Origin of the sequence: Rhodoblastus acidophilus, from assembly GCF_025961575.1 — a bacterium.
Lineage (GTDB): Bacteria > Pseudomonadota > Alphaproteobacteria > Rhizobiales > Beijerinckiaceae > Rhodoblastus > Rhodoblastus acidophilus_C.
The window spans coordinates 1-26,169 of sequence record NZ_JAOQNX010000013.1 but is presented as its reverse complement, the minus strand read 5'-3'; the positions used below and the strand labels follow the sequence as shown (position 1 = coordinate 26,169).

The 26,169-nt window shown below is 65.3% G+C and carries 24 protein-coding genes and 3 tRNA genes; 17 read left to right on the top strand and 10 right to left on the bottom strand.

From position 1 onward, the window contains the following. The first annotated feature begins 198 nt into the window (after positions 1-198). Entirely contained in the window at positions 199-894 is a 696-nt protein-coding gene (locus M2320_RS10895) for a carbonic anhydrase (protein ID WP_184428888.1), read from the top strand. Here the strand turns inward: M2320_RS10895 and rdgB are convergent, their stop codons facing one another. Both rdgB and rph read right to left on the bottom strand, forming a co-directional pair. Then, a complete protein-coding gene (gene rdgB, locus M2320_RS10890) occupies positions 895-1,518 on the bottom strand; it encodes an RdgB/HAM1 family non-canonical purine NTP pyrophosphatase (protein WP_264597298.1) in 624 nt (207 codons plus the stop codon). It lies immediately after the preceding gene. After that, positions 1,515-2,225, bottom strand: coding sequence for a ribonuclease PH (gene rph / locus M2320_RS10885; protein WP_184428885.1), 711 nt, complete (start codon positions 2,223-2,225; stop codon positions 1,515-1,517). Before rph ends, rdgB begins: the two co-directional genes overlap by 4 nt. Before the next feature lie 184 nt (positions 2,226-2,409). Between rph and M2320_RS10880 the strand changes: the two genes are divergently transcribed. Together M2320_RS10880 and lepA are read left to right on the top strand one after the other, a co-directional pair. Continuing rightward, on the top strand, positions 2,410-2,826 hold the full coding sequence (locus M2320_RS10880; protein WP_264597297.1) for a hypothetical protein: 417 nt from the start codon (positions 2,410-2,412) through the stop codon (positions 2,824-2,826). A gap of 83 nt (positions 2,827-2,909) precedes the next feature. Further along, the gene (lepA, locus tag M2320_RS10875) at positions 2,910-4,715 is read left to right on the top strand and encodes a translation elongation factor 4 (protein WP_264597296.1); all 1,806 of its coding nucleotides are present in this window, start codon (positions 2,910-2,912) and stop codon (positions 4,713-4,715) included. Positions 4,716-4,742: 27 nt separating this feature from the next. Here the strand turns inward: lepA and M2320_RS10870 are convergent, their stop codons facing one another. After that, on the bottom strand, positions 4,743-5,624 hold the full coding sequence (locus M2320_RS10870) for a hypothetical protein (protein ID WP_264597295.1): 882 nt from the start codon (positions 5,622-5,624) through the stop codon (positions 4,743-4,745). A gap of 236 nt (positions 5,625-5,860) precedes the next feature. Between M2320_RS10870 and M2320_RS10865 the strand changes: the two genes are divergently transcribed. Together M2320_RS10865 and M2320_RS10860 are read left to right on the top strand one after the other, a co-directional pair. Next, entirely contained in the window at positions 5,861-6,808 is a 948-nt protein-coding gene (locus M2320_RS10865) for an alpha/beta fold hydrolase (RefSeq protein WP_264597294.1), read from the top strand. Positions 6,809-6,817: 9 nt separating this feature from the next. Further along, positions 6,818-8,326 carry a carotenoid oxygenase family protein gene (locus M2320_RS10860; RefSeq protein ID WP_264597293.1) on the top strand — a complete coding sequence of 503 codons (1,509 nt, stop codon included), beginning with the start codon at positions 6,818-6,820 and terminating at the stop codon, positions 8,324-8,326. 99 nt (positions 8,327-8,425) lie between these two features. On the opposite strand, the gene M2320_RS10855 is transcribed toward M2320_RS10860, so the two are convergent. Genes M2320_RS10855 through M2320_RS10845 form a run of 3 tightly spaced genes read right to left on the bottom strand, consistent with a single transcriptional unit; the run spans position 8,426 to position 13,255 of the window. Then, the gene (locus M2320_RS10855) at positions 8,426-9,553 is read right to left on the bottom strand and encodes an ABC transporter permease (protein WP_264597292.1); all 1,128 of its coding nucleotides are present in this window, start codon (positions 9,551-9,553) and stop codon (positions 8,426-8,428) included. Position 9,554: 1 nt separating this feature from the next. Further along, on the bottom strand, positions 9,555-12,263 hold the full coding sequence (gene rbbA / locus M2320_RS10850; protein ID WP_264597291.1) for a ribosome-associated ATPase/putative transporter RbbA: 2,709 nt from the start codon (positions 12,261-12,263) through the stop codon (positions 9,555-9,557). Then, the gene (locus M2320_RS10845) at positions 12,260-13,255 is read right to left on the bottom strand and encodes an HlyD family secretion protein (protein WP_264597290.1); all 996 of its coding nucleotides are present in this window, start codon (positions 13,253-13,255) and stop codon (positions 12,260-12,262) included. Before M2320_RS10845 ends, rbbA begins: the two co-directional genes overlap by 4 nt. 136 nt (positions 13,256-13,391) lie before the next feature. On the opposite strand from M2320_RS10845, the gene M2320_RS10840 reads away from it, so the two are divergent. Beyond that, positions 13,392-13,997: a TetR/AcrR family transcriptional regulator gene (locus M2320_RS10840; RefSeq protein WP_264597289.1), complete on the top strand. Its 606-nt coding sequence runs from the start codon at positions 13,392-13,394 to the stop codon at positions 13,995-13,997. A 103-nt stretch (positions 13,998-14,100) separates the two neighbouring features. Beyond that, entirely contained in the window at positions 14,101-15,375 is a 1,275-nt protein-coding gene (locus M2320_RS10835) for a hemolysin family protein (protein WP_264597288.1), read from the top strand. A gap of 75 nt (positions 15,376-15,450) precedes the next feature. Here M2320_RS10835 and M2320_RS10830 read toward each other — a convergent pair. Both M2320_RS10830 and M2320_RS10825 read right to left on the bottom strand, forming a co-directional pair. Further along, positions 15,451-15,525: transfer RNA gene (locus tag M2320_RS10830), tRNA-Gly, on the bottom strand. Positions 15,526-15,695: 170 nt separating this feature from the next. Beyond that, positions 15,696-15,770, bottom strand: a tRNA-Gly gene (locus tag M2320_RS10825). A gap of 208 nt (positions 15,771-15,978) precedes the next feature. Here M2320_RS10825 and trxA point away from each other — a divergent pair. The 9 genes from trxA to M2320_RS10780 all read left to right on the top strand — a co-directional run bounded on the left by trxA (position 15,979) and on the right by M2320_RS10780 (position 23,341). Next, positions 15,979-16,887 carry a thioredoxin gene (gene trxA, locus M2320_RS10820; protein ID WP_264597287.1) on the top strand — a complete coding sequence of 303 codons (909 nt, stop codon included), beginning with the start codon at positions 15,979-15,981 and terminating at the stop codon, positions 16,885-16,887. A gap of 9 nt (positions 16,888-16,896) precedes the next feature. Continuing rightward, positions 16,897-17,568, top strand: a complete 672-nt coding sequence (locus M2320_RS10815) for an LON peptidase substrate-binding domain-containing protein (protein ID WP_264597286.1) — start codon at positions 16,897-16,899, stop codon at positions 17,566-17,568. Between the two features lie 8 nt (positions 17,569-17,576). Continuing rightward, positions 17,577-17,792 carry a Trm112 family protein gene (locus M2320_RS10810; protein WP_264597285.1) on the top strand — a complete coding sequence of 72 codons (216 nt, stop codon included), beginning with the start codon at positions 17,577-17,579 and terminating at the stop codon, positions 17,790-17,792. 132 nt (positions 17,793-17,924) lie between these two features. Beyond that, a complete protein-coding gene (locus M2320_RS10805; protein WP_184428871.1) occupies positions 17,925-18,263 on the top strand; it encodes a P-II family nitrogen regulator in 339 nt (112 codons plus the stop codon). Between the two features lie 21 nt (positions 18,264-18,284). Continuing rightward, entirely contained in the window at positions 18,285-19,601 is a 1,317-nt protein-coding gene (locus tag M2320_RS10800; protein ID WP_264597284.1) for an ammonium transporter, read from the top strand. A gap of 85 nt (positions 19,602-19,686) precedes the next feature. After that, a complete protein-coding gene (gene tesB, locus M2320_RS10795; protein WP_264597283.1) occupies positions 19,687-20,574 on the top strand; it encodes an acyl-CoA thioesterase II in 888 nt (295 codons plus the stop codon). A 234-nt stretch (positions 20,575-20,808) separates the two neighbouring features. Then, positions 20,809-21,147: a P-II family nitrogen regulator gene (locus tag M2320_RS10790; protein WP_184428868.1), complete on the top strand. Its 339-nt coding sequence runs from the start codon at positions 20,809-20,811 to the stop codon at positions 21,145-21,147. A gap of 43 nt (positions 21,148-21,190) precedes the next feature. Next, on the top strand, positions 21,191-22,753 hold the full coding sequence (locus tag M2320_RS10785) for an ammonium transporter (RefSeq protein WP_264597282.1): 1,563 nt from the start codon (positions 21,191-21,193) through the stop codon (positions 22,751-22,753). Between the two features lie 189 nt (positions 22,754-22,942). Next, entirely contained in the window at positions 22,943-23,341 is a 399-nt protein-coding gene (locus tag M2320_RS10780; RefSeq protein ID WP_264597281.1) for a BLUF domain-containing protein, read from the top strand. Between the two features lie 55 nt (positions 23,342-23,396). Here the strand turns inward: M2320_RS10780 and M2320_RS10775 are convergent, their stop codons facing one another. After that, a complete protein-coding gene (locus M2320_RS10775; RefSeq protein WP_264597280.1) occupies positions 23,397-24,854 on the bottom strand; it encodes a M48 family metalloprotease in 1,458 nt (485 codons plus the stop codon). A gap of 29 nt (positions 24,855-24,883) precedes the next feature. Next, the gene (locus M2320_RS10770) at positions 24,884-25,672 is read right to left on the bottom strand and encodes a thermonuclease family protein (RefSeq protein ID WP_264597279.1); all 789 of its coding nucleotides are present in this window, start codon (positions 25,670-25,672) and stop codon (positions 24,884-24,886) included. 94 nt (positions 25,673-25,766) lie between these two features. Here M2320_RS10770 and M2320_RS10765 point away from each other — a divergent pair. Further along, positions 25,767-25,843, top strand: a tRNA-Arg gene (locus M2320_RS10765). Positions 25,844-26,169 lie beyond the last annotated feature (326 nt).

Here is a 26,169-nt window from a genome sequence, read left to right as displayed (position 1 = left end):
AAAATCGCGCGGGCTGCGCATCCGCAACCCGCCGCGACGCCAATGCTGGCGCTTGCACCTTAAACGCTCGGACCTGTTCACGCCATTGTCATTTTGACGTCCCGCTTCCTTCTTTGGTCGGCCGCACAGGCTTGCTCCGCGGGGCGCGTTGCGGCAAAAGGAGCGCGCCGCCGGCCGACGGCGGCGCGGAGAAATGCCATGTGCGTCGAAAATTTTCCCAAACGTCTGACCGAAGGCTACGAAAATTTTCTTGGCGGGCGTTTCGGCCGGGAGCGCGAGCGTTTCGAGGAATTGGCGCAGCGCGGTCAGAACCCGGAAATCCTGCTGATCGGCTGCTGCGACTCGCGCGTGTCGCCGGAGCTGATTTTCGACGCAGGCCCGGGCGAAATGTTCGTGGTGCGCAATGTCGCCAACCTCGCCCCGCCCTACAAGCCCAACGACGATTACCACGGCACTTCCGCGGCGATTGAATTTGCGGTGATGGGGCTGAAGGTGAAGCATGTCGTGGTGATGGGCCACGCCCAATGCGGCGGCGTGCGCGCCTTCACCGAAATGCAGGCCGACCCCTATATGCGCCCGCTCGCGCCCGGCGATTTCATCGGCCGCTGGATCCGGCTGCTCGCCCCCGCGGCGGAAACGCTGGGGCCGCCGACCGAGCCGCTGCGCGAATGGTCGGAGCGGCTGAACCACGAGTCCATAAAACAGAGCCTCGCGAACCTGCGCACTTTTCCTTATATCGCCACGCTGGAAGAGCGGGGCTGGCTGCACCTGCACGGCGCCTATTTCGGCGTCGCCACCGGCGAATTGCTGGTCCTCAACGAGGAGACCGGCGAGTTCTGTCAGGCGTCGGCGCAAGCCTATAAAGAGGCCTTCGCGTCGACGCCGCGGTTTTGATTATTTCAGCAGCGCCCGCGCCATCATCTGGAAGGCGCGCGCGCGGTGCGAAAGGGCTTCGGAGCCGTCGGCCGGGATGCCGTGCTTTTCCTCGGCCGTCATCTCGCCAAACGTGCGGGCGTGGCCGTCGGGCGTGAAGCAGGGATCGTAGCCGAACCCGGCTTTTCCGCGCGGCGGAAAGGTCAGGTCGCCAAAAACCTTGCCCTCGAACACCGCCGCTTCGCCGTCCGGCCAGACCACGGCCAGCGCCGAGACGAAATGAGCGCGGCGCGACGGCGAGCCCGACGCCGTCACTTCCGCTTCGATCCGCGCCATGGCGGCGGCGAAATCCTTCGAATCCCCCGCCCAGCGCGCCGAGTAAATCCCGGGCGCGCCGTCGAGCGCGTCGACGCACAGACCGGAATCGTCGGCAAAGGCCGGCAGCTGGGCCGCCGCAGCGGCGGCGCGCGCCTTGATGAGCGCGTTGCTGACAAAATCCGCGCCGGTCTCGTCCGGCTCGCCAAGACCCAGCTCGCCCGCGGAAACCGCCTCCACACCATAGGGCGCGAGCAATTCGCGCATTTCACGCAATTTGCCCGCATTATGGGTAGCGATGACGATTTTGCCCGTCAGCGCGCGTTTCATGCGGTGAGCGCCTGCTTCTGCAACTGCACCAGCTCCGTCACGCCCTTTCGCGCCAACCCCAGCAACTTGGTCAGTTCCTCTTCCGAGAAAACGGCGCCCTCGGCGGTCGCCTGCACCTCGACCAGCCCGCCGGTCCCGGTGATGACGAAATTGCCGTCGGTGTGGGCGACGGAATCCTCGTCATAATCGAGGTCGAGCACCGGAACGCCCTGATAGATGCCGCAGGACACCGCCGCGACATGGTCCTTGAGCGGCATATCCTTGATCATCGAGCGGTCGCGCATCCACTTCAAACAATCGTGAAGGGCGACCCAGGCGCCGGTGATCGACGCCGTGCGGGTGCCGCCATCGGCCTGGATCACGTCGCAATCCACGGTGATCTGGCGTTCGCCGAGCGCCTGCAGATTGGTGACGGCGCGCAAGGAGCGGCCGATCAGGCGCTGGATTTCCTGCGTCCGCCCCGAGGGTTTTGACGTCTCGCGGCGCGTGCGGGTGTGGGTGGCGCGCGGCAGCATGGCGTATTCGGCGGTGATCCAGCCCTTGCCCTGGCCGCGCAGCCATTGCGGCGGCTTGTCCTCCAGCGAGGCCGTGCACAGCACGTGGGTGCCGCCGAATTTCACCAGGCACGAGCCTTCGGCATAGCGCGCGACATTGCGCTCGAGGGAGACGGGGCGCATCGAGTCGGGCGCGCGTTTGGACGGACGCATTTTGCTTTCCTGGAACGAGTTCGGTCGCGACCTGATAACAAGCCTTTCGGCAAACCGCAAAATTTTCGCCCCCGGCTCCGTAAAGGATGAGCGCAAAGGATGCATTGCGCGCAACCATGGACAGGATTAGCTTGGTTTTGGGTTTTGTAGGCTTTTTCCCGGTCAATTGAAGCAGGAGGCGGCAATGATCACGCGGTCCCGTGGATATTTTTCCAGCGCTTTGGGCTTGGCGGCGGCTCTGGGGTTCGTTTTGGTCACGAGCACCGCGGCTGATGCGCGCCCCGGCTACAGGGCCGGGGGCGGCGGCGGCGCCGTCTATCGCGGCGGCGGCTATCGCGGCGGGGCCGTGTATCGCGGCGGCGGCTATCGGGGCGGCTACGCCTATCGCGGCGGCGGCTATCGCGGCGGATATTATCGCGGTGGCGGATATTACGGCGGCGGCGGCTGGGGCTGGGGCGGTCCCGCCGTGGGCGCGGCGGTCGGCCTGGGCGTGCTCGGCGCGGCGGCCGCTGCGGCGGCGGCGTCCTCCACCTATTGCCGCGTCCCGGTCTATGACAGCTGGGGCAATGTGGTCGGCTACCGAAACGCCTATTGCAACTGAGCTTGCGGCGCACCAATGCGGGGCGAAGCGAATTTTTGCGCTTCGCCCTTCCTTTCCCTTGATTCCCCTGCTATCTGCGCGGCATGAGCGCCCATAGCATCGACAACGTCCGCAACTTCTCCATCGTCGCCCATATCGACCATGGCAAGTCCACCCTCGCCGACCGCCTGATCCAGCAGACCGGCACGCTGGCTGAGCGCGACATGGTTGAGCAGGTGCTCGATTCCATGGACATCGAGCGCGAGCGCGGCATCACCATCAAGGCGCAGACCGTCCGCCTCGAATATAAGGCGCAGGACGGCCAGACCTATATTCTCAACCTGATGGACACGCCCGGGCACGTCGACTTCGCCTACGAAGTGTCCCGGTCGCTTGCGGCTTGCGAGGGCTCGCTGCTGGTGGTGGACGCCTCGCAGGGCGTGGAGGCGCAGACCCTCGCCAATGTCTATCACGCGCTCGACGCCGGCCATGAAATCGTGCCGGTGCTCAACAAGATCGACCTGCCCGCCGCCGAACCCGACCGCATCAAGGCGCAGATCGAGGAGGTGATCGGCCTCGACGCCTCCGAAGCCGTGCCGATTTCGGCGAAGACGGGCATCGGCATCGATCTCGTGCTCGAAGCCATCGTCAAGCGCCTGCCCGCCCCCAAGGGCGACGAAAAGGCGCCGCTCAAGGCGCTGCTGGTCGATTCCTGGTACGACCCCTATCTCGGCGTGGTCGTGCTGGTGCGCATTTTCGACGGCGAACTGAAAAAATCGCAGAAAATCCAGATGCTGGGCACGGGCGCCCATTACGAGGTCGACCGCATCGGCGTGTTCCGCCCGAAAATGCAGGACGTCGAAAAACTCGGCCCCGGCGAGGTCGGTTTTATCACCGCCCAGATCAAGCAAGTGGCCGACACCCGCGTCGGCGACACGATCACCGACGAGCGCAAGCCCTGCGCCGACGCCATGCCGGGCTTCAAGCCGGCGCAACCCGTGGTGTTCTGCGGCCTGTTCCCCGTCGACGCCGCCGATTTCGAAGATTTGCGGGCGGCTATGGGCAAACTCAGGCTCAACGACGCCAGCTTCTCCTTCGAGATGGAATCCTCGGCGGCGCTGGGCTTCGGTTTCCGCTGCGGCTTTTTGGGCCTGCTGCATCTCGAAATCATCCAGGAGCGTCTGGAGCGCGAGTTCAACCTCGACCTGATCGCCACCGCCCCCTCGGTGATCTACAAGATCATCATGACCAACGGCGAAGTGATCGAGCTGCACAATCCCGCCGATATGCCGGATGTGGTCAAGATCGAGGAAATCCAGGAGCCGTGGATCAAGGCGACGATCCTGACGCCCGACGAATATCTCGGCGCGGTGCTGAAACTTTGCCAGGACCGGCGCGGCGTCCAGGTCGACCTCAACTATGTCGGCAAGCGCGCCATGGTGGTCTATGAACTGCCGCTCAACGAAGTGGTGTTTGACTTTTATGATCGCCTGAAGTCGATCTCCAAGGGCTACGCCTCGTTCGATTATACGCTCACCGACTATCGCGCCGGCGATCTCGTCAAAATGTCGATCCTGGTCAACGCCGAGCCGGTGGACGCCTTGTCCATGCTGGTGCACCGGACGCGGGCGGAATCGCGCGGACGCGCGATGTGCGAAAAGCTGCGCGAACTGATCCCGCAGCACATGTTCCAGATTCCGATCCAGGCCGCCATCGGCGCGAAAATCATCGCCCGCGAAACCATCCGCGCGCTGCGCAAGGACGTGACCGCCAAATGCTACGGCGGCGACGTCAGCCGTAAGCGCAAGCTGCTCGACAAGCAGAAGGAAGGCAAGAAGCGGATGCGTCAGTTCGGCAAGGTCGACATTCCGCAGGAAGCTTTCATCGCCGCGCTGAAGATGGATAGCTGAGGGCGCCGCTTCTCGGCGCCCGCCGCCTTACGGCAGCAATTTGATCAGCGCATCCGCCTGCTGGCCCAGAGCGGCGAGATCGTCCGGCTTCAGCGCCTTGGCGAAACATTGCCGCCAGGCTTCGTCGCCCTCGGCCTCGGCCTTTTGCGCCGCCTCGAACTGGGATTCGTCCTTCTCCTTGGACGCCTGATAGGCCCTTTGCGCCTTTTTCGCCTTCTGCTCGAAGGAGGTCCACACGGCCTTGCAGGCCGGCGGGATTTTCAGCTCCTTGGACGGCGGCGCCTGGATGATCGAGAGCAGGCCGCCGCGCAACACGCTCACCACCAATACATTCGGGGCGGTCGGGCCGACATCCTGCGCAAAGGCGCCCAGCAGCGCCACGGCGCCCGGCTCGGCGTTGGTCGGAACCGGCGCAAGCTGCGAGAAGGCGGCGTCTCCGCCGAGCGCCAGCGTGTAAAAATTCACCGCCTTCAGCGCTTCGGGAAGATTTGACGGCAGGTTGAGGGTCTTGCGGTCGGGATCGGCGCGCGCGGCGGCGAGCCAGGCGTTCGCCACCCCCTCCGTGGTGACGGCGATGCTCGGGTCCTTCTCGCCCTTGGCGTAGACCACGGCGTCCAGCGCATCGCCGCCGGGCGAATCCGGCGCCAGGCTTTCCGGCGAAAGCTCGCCCTGCTCATACCCCTGCGGCTTGCGGCCGATGAGCGCGGACAATTGCTTCAGCAGCTCCGCCCGTTCGGACTCCTCCAGTTTGGCGACGGCCTCCTCTTTCGTCTTGGCGTCGAGCGCCGCCTTGACCTTGGCGACGGCGGCGGCGCGGGCCGCGAGATAGGCGTCCTCCGCCGGCGTCGCCGCATGAAGAGACGCACAGGAGACAAACGCGACCGCCGCCGCGAGCCAAATCCGTATCATTCATCCGCTCCTTTAAGCCGGCAGGACGAAGCGCGCCCCGAGCCTACTCCAGGCCGCGCCCCAGCTCAATGATGCAAAACTCCGCCAAAGCCCTGGGTTTCCGGCGGTTGCGGGCTCCCCGCAGGAACTGATTCGGAAAATAACGGTTTGCTCCTTGACACCTTTCACGAGAGCGCCAAGCGCCAACCGATGACCTCCTCATCGGCAGGAATCTTGCGCGCGGGAGCCTTATCACCATGCCGATCCTCTCCTGGCTGGCTGGGCCGGCCGCCGCCGCGACCATCGCCCTGCCCCTTGCCCTCTACGCGCCGGACAAACCCCGCGCGGAGCTCGAAGCCGCCTATCCCGGCGACTATCACATGGTCGATGGCGTGCGCCTCCGGTTGCGCGACACCGGTCCGCGCGACGCCCCCGCCGTCATCCTGCTGCACGGCTTTTGCGCCAGCCTCGATACCTGGGAGCCCTGGGCCAAAACCTTGTCGACGCGCTATAGGGTGATCCGCTTCGACCTTCCCGGCTTCGGGCTCACCGGCGCCGATCCGACCGGCGATTACAGCGACGCCCGCGAAACGAAAATCCTCACCGACCTTATGAATGAGCTAGGCGTCGCCCGCGCCAACCTGGTCGGCAATTCCATGGGCGGGCGCATCGCCTGGAAATTCGCCGCCGAGCATCCCGACCGCGTCACCCGCATGGTTCTGGTTTCGCCGGAAGGGTTTGGCGCGCTCCCCGGCGACCAAGGCAAGACCGACGCAAGGACTGAACCCAACGCCGCCGCGCCTTGGCCGATGCGGGCGCTGGAATATCTGGCGCCGCCGCGCAGCGTGGTGAAGGCCGGTCTCTCCGCCGCTTACGCCAACATCGAATCTCTCAGCGAGGCCACGCTCACCCGCTACAGCGACCTGCTGCTGGCGCCCGGCGTACGCCAGGCCATTGTCGCGCGCTGGAGCCAGATGCGCCCGCGCGATCCCGCCCCGATCCTCGCCAGCATCAAGACCCCGACCCTGCTGCTGTGGGGCGAACGCGACGGCGTCATCCCCATCGACGAGGCAGACCTGTTTTTGCGCGACCTGCCCCACGCGACGCTCGTGCGGCTGCCGAACCTCGGCCACCTGCCCTTCGAGGAAAACCCCGCCGCCTCGCTCGCCCCGCTGCAACGGTTTCTGTCCGGCGACACACCTTAGAGGTTTTTGATGAATTTCTTCGCCCGCAAGTCAGCCCGCGACGCCAGCGCGTTCAAGGGCCCGCTCTCCTCATTTTCATCGCACGAGCCCTGGAGCGCGAAAGCGCGCTCGGGACGGCTGAGCTATCTCGCCTTTCGCACGGCGACTCATGAAGGCCCCTGGCTTCCCCGCGCCGTGGAGGGAGAAATCCCGCGCGACATCTGCGGCGTGCTGCTGCGCAACAGTCCGGGGCAGAAAGAGAATTTCGATGTGCCGCTCGGCCATCTGTTCGACGGCGACGCCTATCTCACCGCCCTGCGCTTTGAGAACGGCCGCCTGTCCGGGCGCTCGCGTTTCCTTGAGACGCGCGAGCGCCAGCATGAACGCCATTGCGGGCGGATGCGCTATCACGAGTTCGGCACGCGCTGCCCCAGCCGGGCGCTCGGCGTCAAAAGTCCGCCAAGCGTCAACGTCTTCGCAATGGCCAATCAGAATTTCGCCTTGTCGGAAGGCGCGCCGCCCGTGGCGATCGATGCGGAGACGCTGGACTGTCTCGGCTCCTGCGATTTCGGCAAGAGCTGGCCGGCGCGCACCACGTTCACCGCGCATCCGAAACGCGATCCGGTCACCGGCGACGTGTTCGCCTATGGCCTGAAACCGGGGCTTCCCACCGAACTTCTGCTGGGTCGCCTTCCCGCGGGCCGGGATGAGTTTGAAATCATCGCGCGGCTGCGCGTCGGCGGCTTTTATCCCGTGCATGATTTCATGATCACCAAAAGCTACATCATCGTGGCGCTGCCGCCGGTCCACATCAATCTCTGGGGCATCCTGCGCAACCGCTCGAGCATCGCCGAAAATCTCGTCGCCGAAGGGGACAGGCCTCTGCGCATCATCGTGGCGCGCAAGGATGGGAGCGGAGTCCCGATCACCATCGAAAGCCATCCCGCCCACATGATTTTTCACCACGCCAATGCGGTGGAGAGCGAGGACGGGAAAACCATCCGGCTTGTCTCCATGGAGATCGAGGCCGCCGCCGGTTTCCGCATGCTGGAAGGCTGGGGGCGCGAGGCGGGGCTGAGCCAGCCCAAATCGCAAATGACCGAGTTCAGCATCGATCTCGAAACCAAGACGCTGTCGCGCGCCACGCTGACCGAGGCCGCGCTGGTGGAATTCCCCGCCGTCGATCCGCGCACGCTCGGCCGCAGCATGGAGACGATCTACGCCTTGCGCACCAGCGACGCCCCCGGCGATCCCCTGGCCTTCGACACGCTGACCTCATGGGACGGCCGACGCTTTCGCGAAATCCGCGCGGCGCAAGGGCAGATGTTGGGCGAACCCGTCGTGCTCGCCGACAAAGCCGGCAAATCCTGGATCGCCCATCTCGGCTATGACAGCGACCATGACGAGAGTTTTGTCGACATTCGCGAGCCCGTCGATCTCAGGCTGGCGGCGCGCGCCTGGTTCGGGTTCCGCATCCCGCTGGGGTTCCACGGCTGCTTCATCCCCGACGGCGACGAACAGACCCCGCTACGTCACTAGAGCGCATTCGGTGAACTCCCCTTCACCGAATGCACTCTAGCTCGTTGTTTTAACGAATTTTCTTCACGCGAACCGGCATCCACTTCGCTCGAAAATGCTCTAATCCTGCGCGCTGATCGTCGCCGCGAAACGCTTGCGGCACAGCGCCAGCGTGGCGACGCCGAGCACAGCCATCACCAGCATCTGCGGCCAGACCTGTTCGATTCCCGCGCCACGATAGAGCACCGCCTGGGCGAAGGCGACGAAATGGGTGTTGGGCGTGAACTTCATCACGAATTGCAGCCAATCCGGCATGGTTTCGAGCGGCGTGGTGCTGCCCGACAGCAGGTAAAGGATGATGATCACCGGCAGGGAAAGCAGGCCGAACTGCGGCATGGTGCGCGCGAAAGTGGCGAGCAGCAGGCCAAGCGCGGTCACCGAGATCATGAACAGGATGGAGCCCGCGACGAACAGCGTCACCGACCCCGCAATCGGAATCCCCAAGCCCCAATGCACGACCAATAGCAGCGAGGCGAGCGAGGCGCCGACGATCACGGCGCCATTGGCGACGATTTTCGCCAGCATGATTTCGACCGGCGTCACCGGCATCACCAGCAGATGCTCGATGGTGCCGTGCTCGCGCTCGCGGATCAGCGCGGAGCCGGTGAGAATGATCGACAGGATGGCGACATTGTTGATCACCTCCATCACGGCGGTGAACCACATGGAATTCAAGTTCGGATTGAATTTCGAGCGCACCACTAGATCGACCGGCGCCACGCCGGTTTGATCCGACCGGGTGAGGAAGGCCGCAGTTTCCCGGTTGATGATCTGCTGGATATAGACGGCGCCATTGCCGGCGAGCGCCATGGCGGTGGCGTCGACATTGATCTGGATCGAAGGCGTCTTGCCGGCCAGCGCCTCCGCCTCGAATTTCGGCGGGATCTCCACGACAAAGACATAGCGGCCGCTGTCCATGCCGGGATCGATCTGCGAGGGCGCGATCACATCCGCCGTCTTGAACAGCGGCGGCAGCAGAGAGGCGACAATGCGCCGCGACAGATCCGAATGGTCCTCGTCGACCACGGCGACCTGCGCGGATTCGACCTCGAATTTCAGCCCCGTCGCCACCTGCACCACCGCGACGGTGAACACATAGACGATGATCGCGACCAGCACGGGATCGGCGAGCAGGCTGCGGAATTCCTTGCCGCTCAATTTCGCAATGCGCCACAGGCTCGACAGCATGTCACGCCTCCTGCTTGCGCAAAGCGATCAAAGCGCAGAGCTGGTAGCCCAGACCGAAGGCCAGGAGAACCAGCAGGTTCGGCGCGAGATGGTCGAAACCCAGGCCCTTGGTGAAAGCGCCGATGCTGATTTCCTGGAACCAGCCGCAGGGAAAGACCAGGCCGGCGAGCCGCCCGCTCTCGGACAGCGACGCCACGGGAACGAGCAGACCGGAAAAATTGACGGCGGGAATAATCGAGACGACCGCGGTGAGAAACAAGGCCGCAACTTGCGTGCGCACGAAGGTCGAGAACAGGATGCCCAGCGAGGTCGTCGCATAGATATAGAAGGCCGCGCCGAGAATCAGCGCGAGCGCGGAGCCGCGCACCGGCAGTCCGAACAGCACGATCGCCGTCGCCAGCAGCACGCCGAAACTGATGAACGACAGCGCGACATAGGGCGCCTGCTTGCCGAGCAAAAACTCCGTTCGCGTCACCGGCGTCGAGCGGAAATTGGCGATGGAGCCCACCTCCTTTTCCCGGACCACGCCGAGCGCCGTCAGCATGGAGGGCACCAGCATCAGGATCAGCATGAACACGCCGGGAATGATCGAATAGACGCTCTTGAACGCCTGGTTGTAGCGGAAGCGCGCTTCGATGTTGATCGGCGAGGCCGAGACGGTCAGGCCGCGCCGGCGCTGCTGTTCGGCAAGCCAGATCTGCGAAATGCCGGAGACATAGGAGCGGATCGTGTCGGCGCGAAACGGCATGGCGCCGTCGATCCACGCCGCCGCCTGCGGGCTCTTGCCGCTCACGAGGTCGCGGCCGAAACCGGCGGGAATTTCCAGCGCCAGCTTGAGTTCGCCATTCGCCAGCCGGCGGTCGATCTCGCTGGCGGAGGTGATGTCGGGTTTTTGGGCGAAATAGCGGGAGCCCGCAAAATTTTCCAGCAGCTCACGGCTTTCCAGCGAATTGTCCTGGTCATAGACGGCATAGGCGAGGTTTTCGACGTCGAAGGAAATGCCGTAGCCGAAGGTGAGCATCAGCGTGAGCGGCCCGACGAAGGCGAAGACCAGCCTGAGGCGATCGCGCAAGATCTCCATGGCCTCGCGGCGCGCATAGGCCCACAGGCGCGCGGGATCGAAGCTGCGGATCTTTGCGCTGCTCGTCCGCTCCGCGGAAAAACCGGCGGCCTCTTTCGGCTCGGCGAAATCCGCGGCCTCCTCGAGATAGCTGATGAAGGTCTGTTCCAGATCGGGTTTTCCGCGCGCTTGCACCAGCGCGGCCGGCGCGTCGACCGCCAGCACCCTGCCCGCATGCATGAGCGAAATGCGGTCGCAGCGCTCCGCCTCGTTCATGAAATGGGTGGAGATGAAAATCGTCACGCCGTCTTCGCGGGACAGGCCGATCAGCAGGCGCCAGAACGAATCCCGCGCCACCGGATCGACGCCGGAGGTGGGTTCGTCGAGGATCAGGACCTCGGGCTTGTGCAGCACCGCGACCGCGAGCTGCAGGCGCTGGCGCATGCCCAGCGGCAGGCTTTCCGGCTTCTGGTCCGCAACGGCGTCGAGCCCGAAACGCTCCAGCAACTCTTTCACCCGCGCGGAGGCGCCGGGCTCCGGCAGTTCGAACAATTGCGCGTGCAGCACAAGATTCTGCCGCACCGTGAGTTCGGAATAGAGCGAGAAATTCTGCGACATATAGCCGACGCGCCGCCGCGTCGCCGTGTCGCCCGCATCGAGTTTTTGCCCGAACAGAAGCGCCTCGCCCTCGGTCGGCGCCAGCAGTCCGGTGAGCATTTTCATGGTCGTAGACTTGCCGCAGCCGTTGGAGCCGAGGAAGCCAAAGATTTCGCCGCGCCTGATGCGGAAATTGACGTGATCCACCGCGGTGAAATCGCCGAAGCGACAGGTGAGGTTTTCCGCCTCGATGGCGAACCCCTCGCCTTCCTTCAGCGGCGGCAAGACGACGTCGCAATGGTCCGCGCGCGCTTCCGGCGGCAGCAGGGCGATGAAGGCGGCGTCGAGCGTCTTTTCGCCGGTGAGGGCGCGCAATTCGGCGGGGGCGCCGGAGCCGATGATCTTGCCGCCGTCCAGAGCGGCGAGCCAGTCGAAACGCTCGGCCTCCTCCATATAGGCGGTGGCGACGGCGACGCTCATGCCGGGCCGCCGCGCGCGGATACGGTCGATCAGGTCCCAGAACTGCCGGCGCGACAGCGGGTCGACGCCGGTGGTCGGCTCGTCGAGGATCAGCAGGTCGGGGTCGTGGATCAGCGCGCAGCACAGCGACAGCTTCTGCTTCATGCCGCCCGACAATTTCCCGGCGGGACGATCGGGAAACGGATCGAGGCCGGTGGATTGCAAAAGTTCCGCGATGCGCGCCTCGCGCTCCGCCCTGCCCTGGCCGAACAGCCGGCCGAAGAAATCCAGGTTTTCGAACACCGACAGCGTCGGATAGAGATTCTTGCCGAGCCCCTGCGGCATATAGGCGATGCGCGCGGCGCAGGCGGCGCGGTGGCGCGCATCCGCCATGTCGCCGCCGAGCGCCGTCACGCTTCCGCTCTGGATGCGCCGGACGCCCGCCACCAGCGCCAGCAGGGTCGATTTGCCGACGCCGTCAGGGCCGATCAGCCCGATCATCTTTCCCGCGGGGAGTTTGAGAGACACCCCGTCGAGCGCCCGCGTCGCCCCATATAAATGGGTGACGTTGTCGAGGGCGGCGACGTCGGTCATTGCGGCAGCTTGACTTTGAGCGCGTCGGGCCAGTCTTTTTTGGGGTCGATGCGCAAATAGGCCATGCCGCGGACGCCGGTTTTGACCTCCTGCTCATATTTGCGCAGCAGGTCGGGCGGCAGGGTCAGCTTGACGCGGAACATCAGCTTTTCCCGCTCCTCCTGCGTCTCCACCACTTTGGGCGTGAATTGCGCCTCGCTGGCGATGAAGGAGACTTTTGCGGGAATGACATATTGCGGGATGGCGTCGATGATCAGCCGCGCGTCGTCGTTATAGGCGAGCAGGGTCGCCACATGCGCGGGGACGAACACGGTCATGTAGACGTCGGTGAGGTCGATCAGGGTGAGAACCCGCGACCCCGCCCCCAAGACTTCGCCGGCCTGCGCCAACCGGTACTGGATGCGGCCGCGCCGGGGCGCTTTGAGCGCGCTGTCGTCCAAAAGCGTGTTGATGCGCGTGATTTCCGCGCGCGCGGCGTCGATGGCGGCGATGGAATCGTTCAGACTGGCCTTTCCCGCGTTGAGCGCGGCGAAGGCGACGTTTTTGACGGACTGGCGCTGGTCGCGCAGCGCCGCGGTGGCGAACCCCTTTTCGAACAGAGCGTCCGCGCGCGAAAGCTCCTGGTCCGCCAGTTTCAGCTCGCTCTCGCGCTGGGCGATCACCGCTTCGGCCAGGACCTGCGCCTGCTGGGCGCGGCGCTCCTGGGCTTCCGCCGCGCTCAATTGCGCGCGAATGTCGGCGACGTCCATGCGCGCCAACACCTGGCCCTGGTCGACCGCCTCGCCTTCCTTGACCAGCACTTCGGCGATGCGACCGGGCAGTTTGGTGGCGATTTCCACCTGCTCCGATTCCAGCCGGCCGTTGGCCGAGGCAAAACCGGCCGGCAGGGATTTCGGCCGGAATTTCTCGATCAGCGCGTCGAGTTTGTCGTTCGCCAGGGCGGCGGCGGAGGGCGGAAAAATTGCGAGCGCGGCGACCAAAGCGACAGCCATTTGCCGTGAAAGCCCGCTCATCCCATGGCGCATAGCCAGAACTCCTGTGATCGAAGCTTCGGCGATGATAAGCGGCGACCACTTTGAACACAAGTGTTCAAATGCTATAAGAGAACCTCTCCGCCGGGGCATGTCGATGACCACAGCCGCCCAGAGCCAGATTCTCCGCGCCGCCCTCAAATTGTTCGGCGAACGCGGAGCCATGCAGGTCAATGTCAAGGAGCTGGCGCAGGCCGCCGGCGTCGCGCGCGGCACCGTCTACAACAATCTCGACGATCTCACCGGCCTGTTCGACGCCGTCGCCGTGCAACTCGCCGCCCATATGCGCGCGCAGGTGGAGCACGCCATTGCGGGCCTGGACGAGCCGGCGCCGCGGCTCGCCACCGGCATCAAGCTGCATGTTCTCATCGCCGCCCACGACCTGGAGATCGGGCGATTCATCATCCGTTTCGGCTTCGGCGCGGCGGCCTTGCGCGAAATCTGGACCGGACAGGCCCTGGCCGACCTGCGCGAAGGGCGCGCGCGCGGACTCTATGATTTTCCCGAGGCGCAGACGGACTCCGTTGTGAACTTCATTTCCGGCGCGACCATCGGCGCCATCGCTTCGATCCTCGATCGCCCGGAGCGCGCTTTCGAGGCCGGCGTGGAGGCGGCGGAGCGGATTCTGCTCGCTCTTGGCCTGTCCCGGGCGGAGGCGCGGCGACACGCGCGCGCGCCGCTACCCGCGGTTCCGACGAGCTGAGGCGGCGGAATTTGCCGGAATTTGCCGGAATTTGCCTCTTGGCGGCTCCCGTCTATGATGACGGATTATCCTCAGAGGAGGCCGTCCGGCCTGAGCTCCAGACTTGCTTGAACTCGCCATCGCGATCGGCCTGATCGCGCTTAACGCCGTCTTCGCCTTGTCCGAACTTGCGCTGGTCTCGGCGCGCAAATCCCGACTCGCCGCCCTGGCCGACAGCGGCCGCGCCGGCGCGCGCGCGGCCTTGCGGCTCGCCGAATCGCCGGGGCGCTTTCTCTCCACGGTGCAGATCGGCATCACCTCGATTGGCGTGCTCGCCGGCGCCTTTTCCGGCGCGGCCCTGGGCGCGGCGCTGACGGATTTTTTGCGCGGGCAAAACGTGCCAAATTGGATCGCGGAGCCCGCCGGTTTCGGCCTGGTGCTCGGCGCCATCACCTATTTGTCCGTGGTGGTCGGCGAACTCGTTCCCAAACAGCTGGCGCTGCGCGATCCCGAGAGCATCGCCTGCATCGTCGCCCCGGCCATGGCGGCGATTTCGCGGGTCGCCGCGCCGCTGGTCTGGCTGCTCGACGCCTCGACGAGACTGGTGTTCAGACTGCTGGGCGAGCCCTCCGCCGATTCGCGCGGCGTGACCGAAGAGGAAATCAAGACCCTGGTGGCGGAGGCCGCCGGCGCCGGCGTGATCGAACGCGACGAGCATCGCATGATCTCCGCCGTCCTGCGCATGGGCGACCGCACCGCGCGCTCGATGATGACGCCGCGCACCGAGGTCGAATGGCTCGATCTGTCGCAGCCCGAGTCGGAAATCCTGCAAGCGATTCGAAAGGCGCGCCATTCCCGCCTGCCGGTTTCCGAGAGTTCGCCGGATGAATTCCTCGGCGTGCTGCAGGTGAAGGACGTGCTCGACGCCGCGCTGGGCGGCGGCCCGATCGATTTTCGCGCGCTGCTCAAGGCTGCGCCCGTGGTTCCGGAAGGGCTCGACGCGCTCGACCTGCTGGCGACCCTGCGCGCGGCGGAGGTCCCGGTGGCGCTGGTGCATGACGAATATGGCCAGTTCGAGGGATTGGCGACCCCAGCCGACGTGCTCGACACCATCGCCGGCGCCTTCCGTTCCGACGACAGCGCCGACGAGCATGAAATCCTGCGCCGCGCCGACGGCTCCTGGCTGATCGCCGGCGCGACGCCGGCCGACGAAGTCGCGGATCACCTCGGCTTCCGTTTGCCGCAGGGCGATTTCGAGACCATGGCCGGGCTGATTCTCCACGCCATGCGCCGCCTGCCGGCGACGGGCGAACATGTCGACATCGCCGGATGGCGATTCGAAGTGGTCGATCTCGACGGCCGCCGCATCGACAAGGTCTTGGCGACGCGCCCCGCTTGAGCGCGTCCATTCACTTGGATGAGGTTGGGAGATTTGCTTGTTGCAAGCTGGCCTGGGTCGGGCCGAACGTTTGACTGGAGCGGGCGAAGGGATTCGAACCCTCGACCCCAACCTTGGCAAGGTTGTGCTCTACCCCTGAGCTACACCCGCATCCGTCAAGCGCCGCTCGCTGCGGCGTGACGGCTATATGCCGCAAACTTTTGGACATTGCAACAGGGCAGAGCGCCCCGCGTGAGCGCGTCCGTTCGTCTCTGTATTATTTATCTGGTTGGGAGATTTTGCTTGTTGCAAGCTGGCCTGGGTCTGACCAAAAGTTTGACTGGAGCGGGCGAAGGGATTCGAACCCTCGACCCCAACCTTGGCAAGGTTGTGCTCTACCCCTGAGCTACACCCGCATCCGTCAAGCGCCGCTCGCTGCGGCGTGACGGCTGTATGCCGCAAACTTTTGGACATTGCAACAGGGCCGTGACCACTTTTTTCAAAAATCGAAATGCGAGACCTCAGCGATAAATTCCTGGCCCTCCGCGCCAAAAAACTTGCGAAAGGGCCGGCGCGCCGCCATTTTACCCGATAAATTTCGTCCCGCCCGCAATGGAATGCCTCATGCCCGGCCCGCAAACGCCTGCCTCCGCCCCGGCGCCGCAAAGGCCCGATATCGTCGACGTCACCCTGCAAGGGTTCCGCACCGAAGTGATGGAGGAATCCTTTGACCGCCCGGTGCTGGTGGATTTCTGGGCGCCCTGGTGCGGGCCGTGCAAACAGCTCACCCCCCGCCTGGAAAAGATCGTTCGCGAGGCGCGCGGCAAAGTGCGGCTCGCCAAGATGAACATCGACGAACACCCGCAGATCGCGCAGAAAATGGGCATCCAGTCAGTGCCGGCCGTGGTCGCCTTCGTCCAGGGCCAGATGGCCGACGCTTTTTCCGGCGCGCAGCCTGAAAGCGAGATCAAGGCGTTCATTCAGCGCCTGCTCGGGCCGGGCGGCGTCGATGTCGAGGCTTTGCTCGCCGAATCGCAAGCCTTGCTCGACGCCGGGCAAGTCGCTGTGGCGGAAGCGGGATTCGCGCAAATCCTGCAAAACGATCCGGAAAATCCCGCGGCGCTCGCCGGCCTCGCCCGCTGCGGGCTGGCGCAGGGCGATTCGGAGCAGGCCAAGGCGATTCTGGCGCAAATCCCGGAGAAGCACGCCAGCAATCCGGCTGTCGCTGCGGCCCGCGCCGCTTTCGCGCTGGAGGAAAAGGCCGGCGCGGTCGGCGACATGGCCTTGCTGCTGGCGCGCGTCGAAACCGCGCCGCACGATCCTCAAGCGCGCTATGATCTCGCCGTCGCCCTCAACGCCAGCGGCAAACGCGAGGCGGCGGCGCAGGAGCTGCTGGTGATCGTCAAGCAGGACCGCAAGTGGAACGACGAGGCCGCGCGCAAATTGCTGCTGGAATTTTTCGACAGCTGGGGGCCGACCGATCCCGCCACCCGCAGCGCGCGCCGGCAATTGTCGGCGCTGCTGTTTTCCTGAGGCGCCTGCATGGGGATGAACAAACCCTATCGGGCGCCCGCGGAGCTTCCCGAGGACTTGCCGCTGTTCCCGCTCACCGGCGCCATCCTGCTGCCGGGCGGGCAATTGCCGCTGAACATTTTCGAGCCGCGCTATCTCGCCATGTTCGACGACGCCATGCGCGGCGAGCGCATCATCGGCATGATCCAGCCGCGCGACGACCGCGACGGCGCGCCGGGCGAAACGCCGCCGCTGCGGCCAATCGGCGCGGCCGGCCGCATCACCCAGATGTCGGAAACCGGCGACGGCCGCTATTTTGTCGTGCTTAGCGGCATCGCGCGCTTCCGGCTGGTCGAGGAGCTGCCGGTCGAGGCCCCGTACCGCCGGGCGCGCGTCGACTTTTCCGAATTTTCCGATGATTTCGCTCCGGAAGAAACCATTTCGCCGGAGCGGCGCGACGGCCTCAACGTCATCGCCTTCGACCTCGCCAAGGCGCTGAAACTCGACATCGCCCGCAAGGACATCGAGGCCATGCCGGATTTCGACATGATCTCCGTGTTTTCGATGATCGGCCCGTTCAGTCCGTCTGAGAAGCAGGCGTTGCTGGAGACCTCGGGCCTGACCGGCCGCGCCGACCTGCTGCTGGCGCTCGCGGAAATCGCCCTGTCGCGCGCCACCCACACCGACCGCCCCCTGCAATAGGATCTGACATGACCGAGGAAAGAAAATCCGTCGCCGCCGCCGCCGGCATCGACCCGCGCCTGCTGGAAATCCTGGTCTGCCCGCTGACCAAGACGGTGCTGCGCTACGATGCCGAGCGCAACGAACTGGTGTCGCTGGCGGCGCGCCTCGCCTATCCGATCCGTGACGGCATTCCGATCATGCTACCGGAAGAGGCCCGTCGCCTGGAGGATGACGCAGCCTGATTCCTAGGCGAATTGCCTGACAGGTTGGCATTCTAGTTAAAATTTGCGCATGACTCTCGCGCCGCCTGTGCCTAAAAATGCCCCAGCTTGCGCACACCTGTCAGGCATAACGACTATTTTCTGGTCCCGCCCATGAAGCTCATCACCGCCATCATCAAGCCCTTCAAACTCGACGAAGTCCGCGAACGGCTGCTGGAATTGAAAATCGACGGCATGACCGTCAGCGAGGCCAAGGGTTACGGGCGGCAGAAGGGCCACACCGAAATCTATCGCGGCGCCGAATATATGGTCAGCTTCCTGCCGAAGCTGCGCGTCGAGATCGTCGTCCGCGACGACCAGGTCGATTCGGCGCTCGAGGCCATTGTCGCGGCCTCCCGGACCGGACAGATCGGCGACGGCAAGATTTTCGTCAGCCCGATCGAACATGCCGTGCGCATCCGCACCGGCGAGACCGATAACGACGCGGTCTGACCGCAAACAAAGGCCTTCCCCATGAGAAGATTTCTTGCCCGCCCCGGCCTCGCCGGGGCTCTGGGACTGCTTTGCTGCGCGACGCCCGCTTTCGCCGCCGAGTCCAAGATCGACGCCGCCGACACCGGCTTCATGATTTTCGCCACCGCGCTGGTGCTGATGATGACCCTGCCGGGTCTGGCCCTGTTCTATGCCGGCATGGTGCGCAAGAAGAACGTGCTCGCCACAATGGCGCAGAGCCTGATGGCGACGGCTCTGGTGTCGCTGCTGTGGTTCGGGATCGGCTACAGCCTGACCTTTCGCGGCGACGGCGCCTGGATCGGCGATTTTTCCGCCCCCTTCCTGAGCGGCATCGGCCTGGATGCGATCAGTCCGCTGGCCAAGACCATTCCGGAACTATTGTTCTGCATCTATCAGATGACCTTCGCCGTCATCACCGTCGCCCTGGTCGGCGGCGCCACGGCAGACCGGATGAAATTCTCGGCCTTCAGCCTGTTCGCCGTGCTCTGGCTGTTCGTCGTCTATATTCCCAGCGCGCACTGGGTCTGGGGCAATGGATTTTTGCAGACCCTGGGCGTGATCGACTTCGCCGGCGGCACCGTGGTGCATATCAATGCCGGCGTGGCGGGCCTCGTCGCCGCGCTGATGGTCGGCAACCGCATGGGTTATGGGCGCGAAAACCTGTCGCCTTATGATCTGTCCATGGCCTTTGTCGGCCTCGGCCTGCTCTGGGTCGGCTGGTTCGGCTTCAATGGCGGTTCGGCGCTCGGCGTGGGCTCGCGCGCCGTCTACGCCATCACCGCCACCCATCTGTCCGCCTGCGCCGGCGCGCTGGTCTGGGGCGGCATCGAATGGATCGAGCGCGGCAAGCCCTCCGTGCTCGGCCTGATCTCCGGCGCAGTCGCAGGTCTGGGCACGATCACCCCGGCTTCGGGCTTCGTCCTGCCCTGGCATGGCGCGGTCATCGGCCTGCTCGCCGGCTTCATCTGCTTCTGGGCTTCGACCGTGCTGAAAATGAAGCTGCGCTACGACGACTCGCTCGACGTGTTCGGCGTCCACGGCATTGGCGGATTTTTGGGCACGCTGCTGGCGGGCGTGTTCGCCACGGCCTCGGTGAGCGCCGCCGACGGACAGCCGGGCATTTCCGGCCTGATCGAAGGCAATTGGCATCAGCTGATGATCCAAGGCGTCGGCGTGGTCGTGGTCGGCCTGTGGTGCGCGCTCGGCACCGCCCTCGTCCTCAAGATCGTCGATCTCGCCATTGGCCTGCGCGCCAGCCCGGACCAGGAGCGCGAGGGCCTCGACCTCGCTTTGCACGGAGAATCGCTGCACGCTTGACCGTTTCGACCGCAAGCGTTCAATTGTGAACCGAATCGGCGCCGCGGCCTTGGCCGCGGCGTTTCTGTTTTGAGGGAACGGGATCATGGCGCGGGCCGTCGAGGAATTGCTTGAGATTCTCGATCTCGAAAAGATCGAGGAAAATCTGTTTCGCGGCCGCAGCCCGCAGGTGGGCTGGCAGCGCGTGTTCGGCGGGCTGGTGATCGCCCAGGCGCTCGTGGCGGCGCAGCGCACCGTTCCGCAGGCGGGCGCCCATTCCCTCCACGCCTATTTCCTGCTCGGCGGCGACCCCGCGACCCCGATCGTCTATCAGGTCGAGCGCATTCGCGACGGCCGCAGTTTTGCGACCCGCCGCTGCCAGGCCATCCAGCACGGCCGCGTCATTTTTTCGCTGGCCGCCTCGTTCTTCAACGCGGAGGACGGGCTCGAGCACGCCTTTGCGCCGCCGGAGGTCCCGTCGCCCGAAAGCCTGCCCGACGAGAGCGATTTTATCAGACGCTATGGCGATCAGATGCCGGAGCCGGTGCGCCGCTATTTTCAGCGCGAGCGTCCCATCGAAATGCGGCCCGTCGACCCCGGCCGCTATATTTCGCGCGGGAAGCAGGACGATCCCGTGCAAAAAGTCTGGGTGCGCGCCACCGCGCCCCTGCCCGACGATCCCGCGCTGCATCGCGCGACGCTGGCCTATTTTTCCGACATGACCCTGCTCGACACCTCGCTGATCGCGCATGGCCGCTCCGTCTTCCATCCCGACATCCAGGCGGCGAGCCTCGACCACGCGCTGTGGCTGCACCGCCCGTTTCGCGCCGACGAGTGGATGCTTTATGTGCAGGACAGCCCCAGCGCGCGCGGCGGCCTCGGGTTCAGCCGGGGCGCGCTCTACAGCCGCGATGGCGCGCTGATCGCCTCGGTCGCCCAGGAAGGCCTGATCCGGCTGCGCCGCGATCCGGCGCCGGGCGTCGGCCAATGGTGATGAAAAAGGCGCCAGCCGCACGACCTCTGCGCGAGTCTGCCTAATTTATCACCATCTGCCTCTCCGGCAGGCGGATTGCGCGGGAAAAGCCGCGCTTCTGCTCAAAAAACCTAATGAATCCCTACGAGTCCGGCTCTGGCATGGTCCTTGTTAAGGCAGAGGCGGTCGCCGGCTGTGCCCGGCCGGCCCGCCCAAGAAGCGAAGTTTTCTTTCGCCAAAAACAGGGATCAACAAATGAAAATCGTAACGGCGATCATCAAACCGTTCAAACTGGATGAGGTGCGCGACGCGCTGACCGCGGTCGGCGTCCACGGCCTCACGGTCACGGAAGTGAAGGGCTACGGCCGCCAGAAGGGCCATACCGAAATCTATCGCGGCGCGGAATATGCCGTGAGCTTCCTGCCGAAACTGAAGATCGAAGTCGCGGTGGCCGCCGATCTCGTCGGCAAGGCGATCGACGCCATTTCCGGCGCCGCGCGCACCGGCCAGATCGGCGATGGCAAGATTTTCGTCAGCCCGCTCGAACAGGCGATCCGCATCCGCACCGGCGAGCGCGATTCCGACGCGCTCTGAGTCGCCGCGACCTTTCCTTGTTAAGTTCCCCAGGAGTCCCATGATGCAATTCCTCCCCTCTCGCCAGACCGGGCTGAAAGCGCTCGGCCTCGCGTTGGCCGGCGTCGCGCTCTGCGCCGCCGCCGCCCACGCCGAGGACGCGGTTCCCGCCGCCCAGGCCGCCGCCTCCGCCGCGGCCGTCGCCGCGCCGGCGGTCAACAAGGGCGACAACGCCTGGATGCTCGTCTCCAGCGCGCTGGTGCTGATGATGTCCATTCCCGGCCTGGCCCTGTTCTACGGCGGTCTCGTCCGCACCAAGAACATGCTGTCAGTGCTGACCCAGGTGTTGACCATCGTGTCGCTGGTGGGCGTGATCTGGACCCTTTACGGCTATAGCCTCGCCTTCGGCGACGGCGGCGCCCTCACCAATTATGTCGGCGGCCTAGGCAAGGCGTTCCTGCGCATCGCGCCGGAAGGCAAGGGCGTGGCCGACGCGACGGTCGCGACCTTCTCCAACGGCGTCGTGCTTCCGGAACTCACCTATTTCGTGTTCCAGATGACCTTCGCCATGATCACCCCCGCCCTGATCGTCGGCGCCTTCGCCGAACGCATCAAGTTCTCGGCGTGCATCCTGTTCATCCTGCTGTGGTCGACGCTGATCTATTTCCCGATCGCGCACTGGGTCTGGTATGTCGCCGCGCCGGATGACCTCGCCGCCGCCGCCAAGGCTGTCGCCGCCGCGACGGACGAAGCCTCCAAGGCCGCCGCGCAAGCCAAGCTTGACGAACTCACCCACGGCGTGGGCTGGATCGCCGGCGGCCTTGCGCCGTGGATGAACGGCACGGGCGCGCTCGACTTCGCGGGCGGCACCGTGGTGCACATCAACGCGGGCATCGCCGGCCTGGTCGGCGCCCTGGTGATCGGCAAGCGCATCGGCTATGGCCGCGAAGCCCTGCCGCCCCACTCGCTCACCATGAGCATGATCGGCGCCTCGCTGCTGTGGGTCGGCTGGTTCGGCTTCAACGCGGGTTCCGCTCTCGAAGCCTCGTCCTCCGCGTCGCTGGCCTTCGTCAACACCATGGTCGCCACCGCCGGCGCGGCGCTGTCGTGGCTGCTCACGGAATGGGCGGTCAAGGGCAAGCCCTCGCTGCTCGGCCTGATCTCGGGCGCCGTCGCCGGCCTCGTCGCCGTGACCCCGGCGTCCGGCTTCGCCGGCCCGATCGGTTCGCTGGTGCTCGGCCTACTGGTCTCGCCGATCTGCCTGTTCTTCGTCTCCACGGTGAAGAATGCGCTCGGCTATGACGACTCGCTCGACGTGTTCGGCGTGCACGGCATCGGCGGCATCACCGGCGCGCTGGCCACCGGCATTCTGGTGAACCCGGCTCTCGGCGGCGTCGGCATCACCGACTACACCAACATCTCCGGCAACAACGCCGGCACCTACGACCTGGTCCAGCAGATGATCTCGCAGGGCACGGCCGTGGGCGCCACCCTGCTGTGGTCGGGCATCGGTTCGCTGATCCTCTACAAGATCGTCGACTGGACCGTGGGCCTGCGTCCGGCGCCGGACCAGGAGCGCGAAGGCCTCGACGTCACCGACCACGGCGAACGCGCCTACAACTACTGATCCTTTTTCAACGGATCATCGAAGCGGCGGGGAAACCCGCCGCTTTTCGTTTGTGTGGGGCTCGCCGGCGGGAAAGATTGGGTCGCAATCCAAAATGCCGCAGCGTCTCGACAGCGCCCGCGGCGCCATGCCATATCGCAGCGGATTTCATTTTGCGGTGCGAAAGAAGCCCGGCGAAGGAGTATGCCTATGACGATGACCCAATTGATTTACGCCTCGCAGCCGCTCGGCTTCGACGTCAGCGACCTCCGCGGCATCCTCGTGACCTCGCGCCAGCGCAACGAGCGCGACGACGTCACCGGGGCGCTGATCTGCCGCGCCGATATCTACCTGCAATTGCTCGAAGGACCGCAAGAGGCGGTCGAGGCGGCCTTTCAGCGCATTTCCAGGGATCGTCGCCACGTCGGGGTCAAGGTGCTGAGCCGCCGCGCGGTCTCCGAACGCCTGTTCCCGAAATGGGCGATGCGCGACGACCCCGTGCAATCCTGGATGTGGAGCCAGGAAGAGGTCAACGCCGGCGCGGTGGATCGCGCCACCCCGGACGAGGCGGTGGCGATCTTTGAACGTCTGGCCCGCGAACTCGCCTGATTTTTTTCGCTTTTCCGCGCGCGCATCCGGGGAGCGCCCCCTGATGCGCGCCCCTTCAATTGCTGACGATTTTGTAGCTTTCTCCGGGCTTCACCCCGTCCTCGCCAATCCCGTTGAGCATCAAGAACTGCTCGGTCGCGTGGTCGCCCGTCATCATCCGCGCCGCCAGCGTGGCGATCGTGTCCTGCTTGCCCGCCGTCACGATGCGCAGACGCAGGGTCGCCGCGACCTTCGCCTCCTCCGGCGCCAGCGGACGAAAACTGTTGATCGAGGCGGCGAATCTTTGCCGCATCTCGGGCGTCAGCGCCTTCACCGCGAAGATGATGCGGTAGAAATCGTCGCGCCAGGCGATCACCGCGACGCGAAAATTCCATTCGCCGGCGCGCGCGTCGGCGAAGACGGCGGGCAGGCCGTTGACCTGGCCGGTCTCGACCGAAGACGGCAACAAACCGTCGATCCAGCCCGAGGTCAGATAGGCGGTCAGGCTCTTGCCGGCGGGGGCGCGCACGCTGTCGAGCCGCAAGGCTTCGGCCCCGCCGTCGGCGACGCCGAGCACCGCCGCATGGGAGTTTTCCAGCACAAAGCCTTCGGGCGCCTCGAAGGCGAAGCCCAGGCGGGGATGCAGGAACTGGCGCCCGACAATGGCCCCGTCCTTGGGATCGTCGCCATAGGCCATTCCGTCGATGGCGGCAAGATAGGGCGCGCGGCCGATGTCGCCCACGCCGGGCGCGCCGATCTGCCGGGCCTCCGAAAGCGCCCCGGCGATGCGCTCGGGCGTCGAGGGATGGCTGGACAGCAGGTCGGGCTTGTCGCTCTTTTGTCCGGTCATTTCGTTGCGCAATTCCGAAGCGCGTCCCAGCGCGGCGAGGAATCGCGAGGCGCCGAACGGATCGTAGCCGGCGCGCGCCGCCGCGCGTATGCCGATCCGGTCGGCCTCCAGCTCCTGCTGGCGGGAAAAGCCGGCGAGCGACAGAGCGGAGCTCGATTCGAGCTGCTCGCCCTTCTGCCGGCTCTGGATCACCGTGGCGGCGCGGGTGATCACCTGCGCGGTCTTTTCCTGCTCGGCGCGCAAGAAAGCGTGGCGGGCGGTGACATGCCCGATCTCATGCGCCATGACCGCGGCGATTTCCGCGGTGTCATTGGCGAGGGCCAGCAGGCCGCGGGTGACGAACAGGTCGCCGCTCGGCAAGGCGAAGGCGTTGATCGCGCCCGAATTGAGGATAGTGACGCGATAGGGCTGATTCGGCGTGTCGCTGACCCGCGCCAGCTTGTTCAGGACGTCGTTCAGATAATTTTCCGCCCGGGGCCAGCGATATTCGCCGCCGAACATGGCGATCAGCTTTTTGCGCTCGGCGGTATCGGCGACGGCTGGCTTGGGCGGCGCGGGCGCCGGCGTTTCCACGTCGAGCCCGCCCTGGCGTTCGAGCGTCGAACAGCCGGCCAGCAGCAGGAGCGTTGCGAGGGCCGGCCCAAATCCGGAAAACCGCCGCGCCTGCCTTCGCTTCCCCGCCATGTCCTCTTCGCCCGTTTCGGCTCGCGCCGTCAAAATTTCGGTCCGGGCTTCGCGTCCGGCGGCTCATCCATAGACTCGATTTGGTCAGGATGGAACAATTCCATGTGGGGTCCGCGCGTCAATTCGACAACACCGCGCAGGCGAAGCTTTCCCTTTCGCAGAGCCGCTTCGGAAAAGCCCGCGCGTTCAAAGGCCTGGATGTGGCGTTTGGCGATGGTGGCGTAAAAGCCGCCAAAGGCGCCGAAATTCAGGTAAAGCCGCGCCGAGGTGCGGCCGATCGAGGCGACGCGGCCCTCGACCAGGGTCAGGACGCCGGCGCGACCGGCGAAATCCTGGGTGCGATCCGCGGCGAGCACGGCGAAGGCCGGATCGGCCCAAAGGCCGACGCGCGCCGCACGCGCCGCGGCCTCGGCGCGCCGGACGCCGCTGTCGCAAGGCGCGGCGCCGATTCCGCGCATCGCCAGGCCGGCGCCGACCAGGATTTCGTCCACCGATTCGTCCTGGTCGGGCGCGAACAGCAGCGCCGGAAGCCGCCCCCAGCGGTCGGGAGGGCCGAGTTTTTGTAGGAACAAAGTCTTCCCATGCAAAAACGCCTGTATTTGCGCGGCGGCAGCGGCGGCGCGGTCCGGCTGCGCCGAGCTGGCGCGCGGCGGCTCCAAGGCGGGAAAATAGACCAGGCGGCCGTCGACGAGGCGGAGATCCAGCCGCTCGCCGACTGACGCAAGTTCGGCGGGCTCCCGCTGTCCGGCGGGGCATTCGGCGCCCGCTGCGGCGGAGAAGCGAAGGACGGTCAGACAGGCGGCAAGGACGAGACGCATGGACGCAGGTTAGCCGGTCGCGGCCATGGGAAATGTTTTTCAGTGAACAATTTTGTGCTAGAGCGTGATGCGTGCGGTCCATTCCGTCGCGCGTGTCCCGGTAGCTCAGCAGGATAGAGCAACGGTTTCCTAAACCGTAGGTCAGGGGTTCGAATCCCTTCCGGGACACCATTTAAAACCAGCATCTTAGCCGATATTTTTGACAACAAAAATAGAAGCTATCTTCCTTGGTAATCGCTCGGTAAGCAAGATTGGGAATCTGAGGGACGAGCTGATGCCTTCCGGGTGGCCCCGTTTCCAGCAAGTTTGTTTCGATCCACGCCCCCGCGATGCTCTAGCTGAAGCGCTTGAGCTTCATTCTCTGGTCCTCGGCTTGGGCCAGAGCTTACGTCAAAACGGATAATACTAACGGCCCTCATGTCTGACCCACATGCGCCCAGTCGCGCATTCCGATTGAGGTGATGACGTCTGGCAGATCGGTGAGCTTGTTCCAGGCG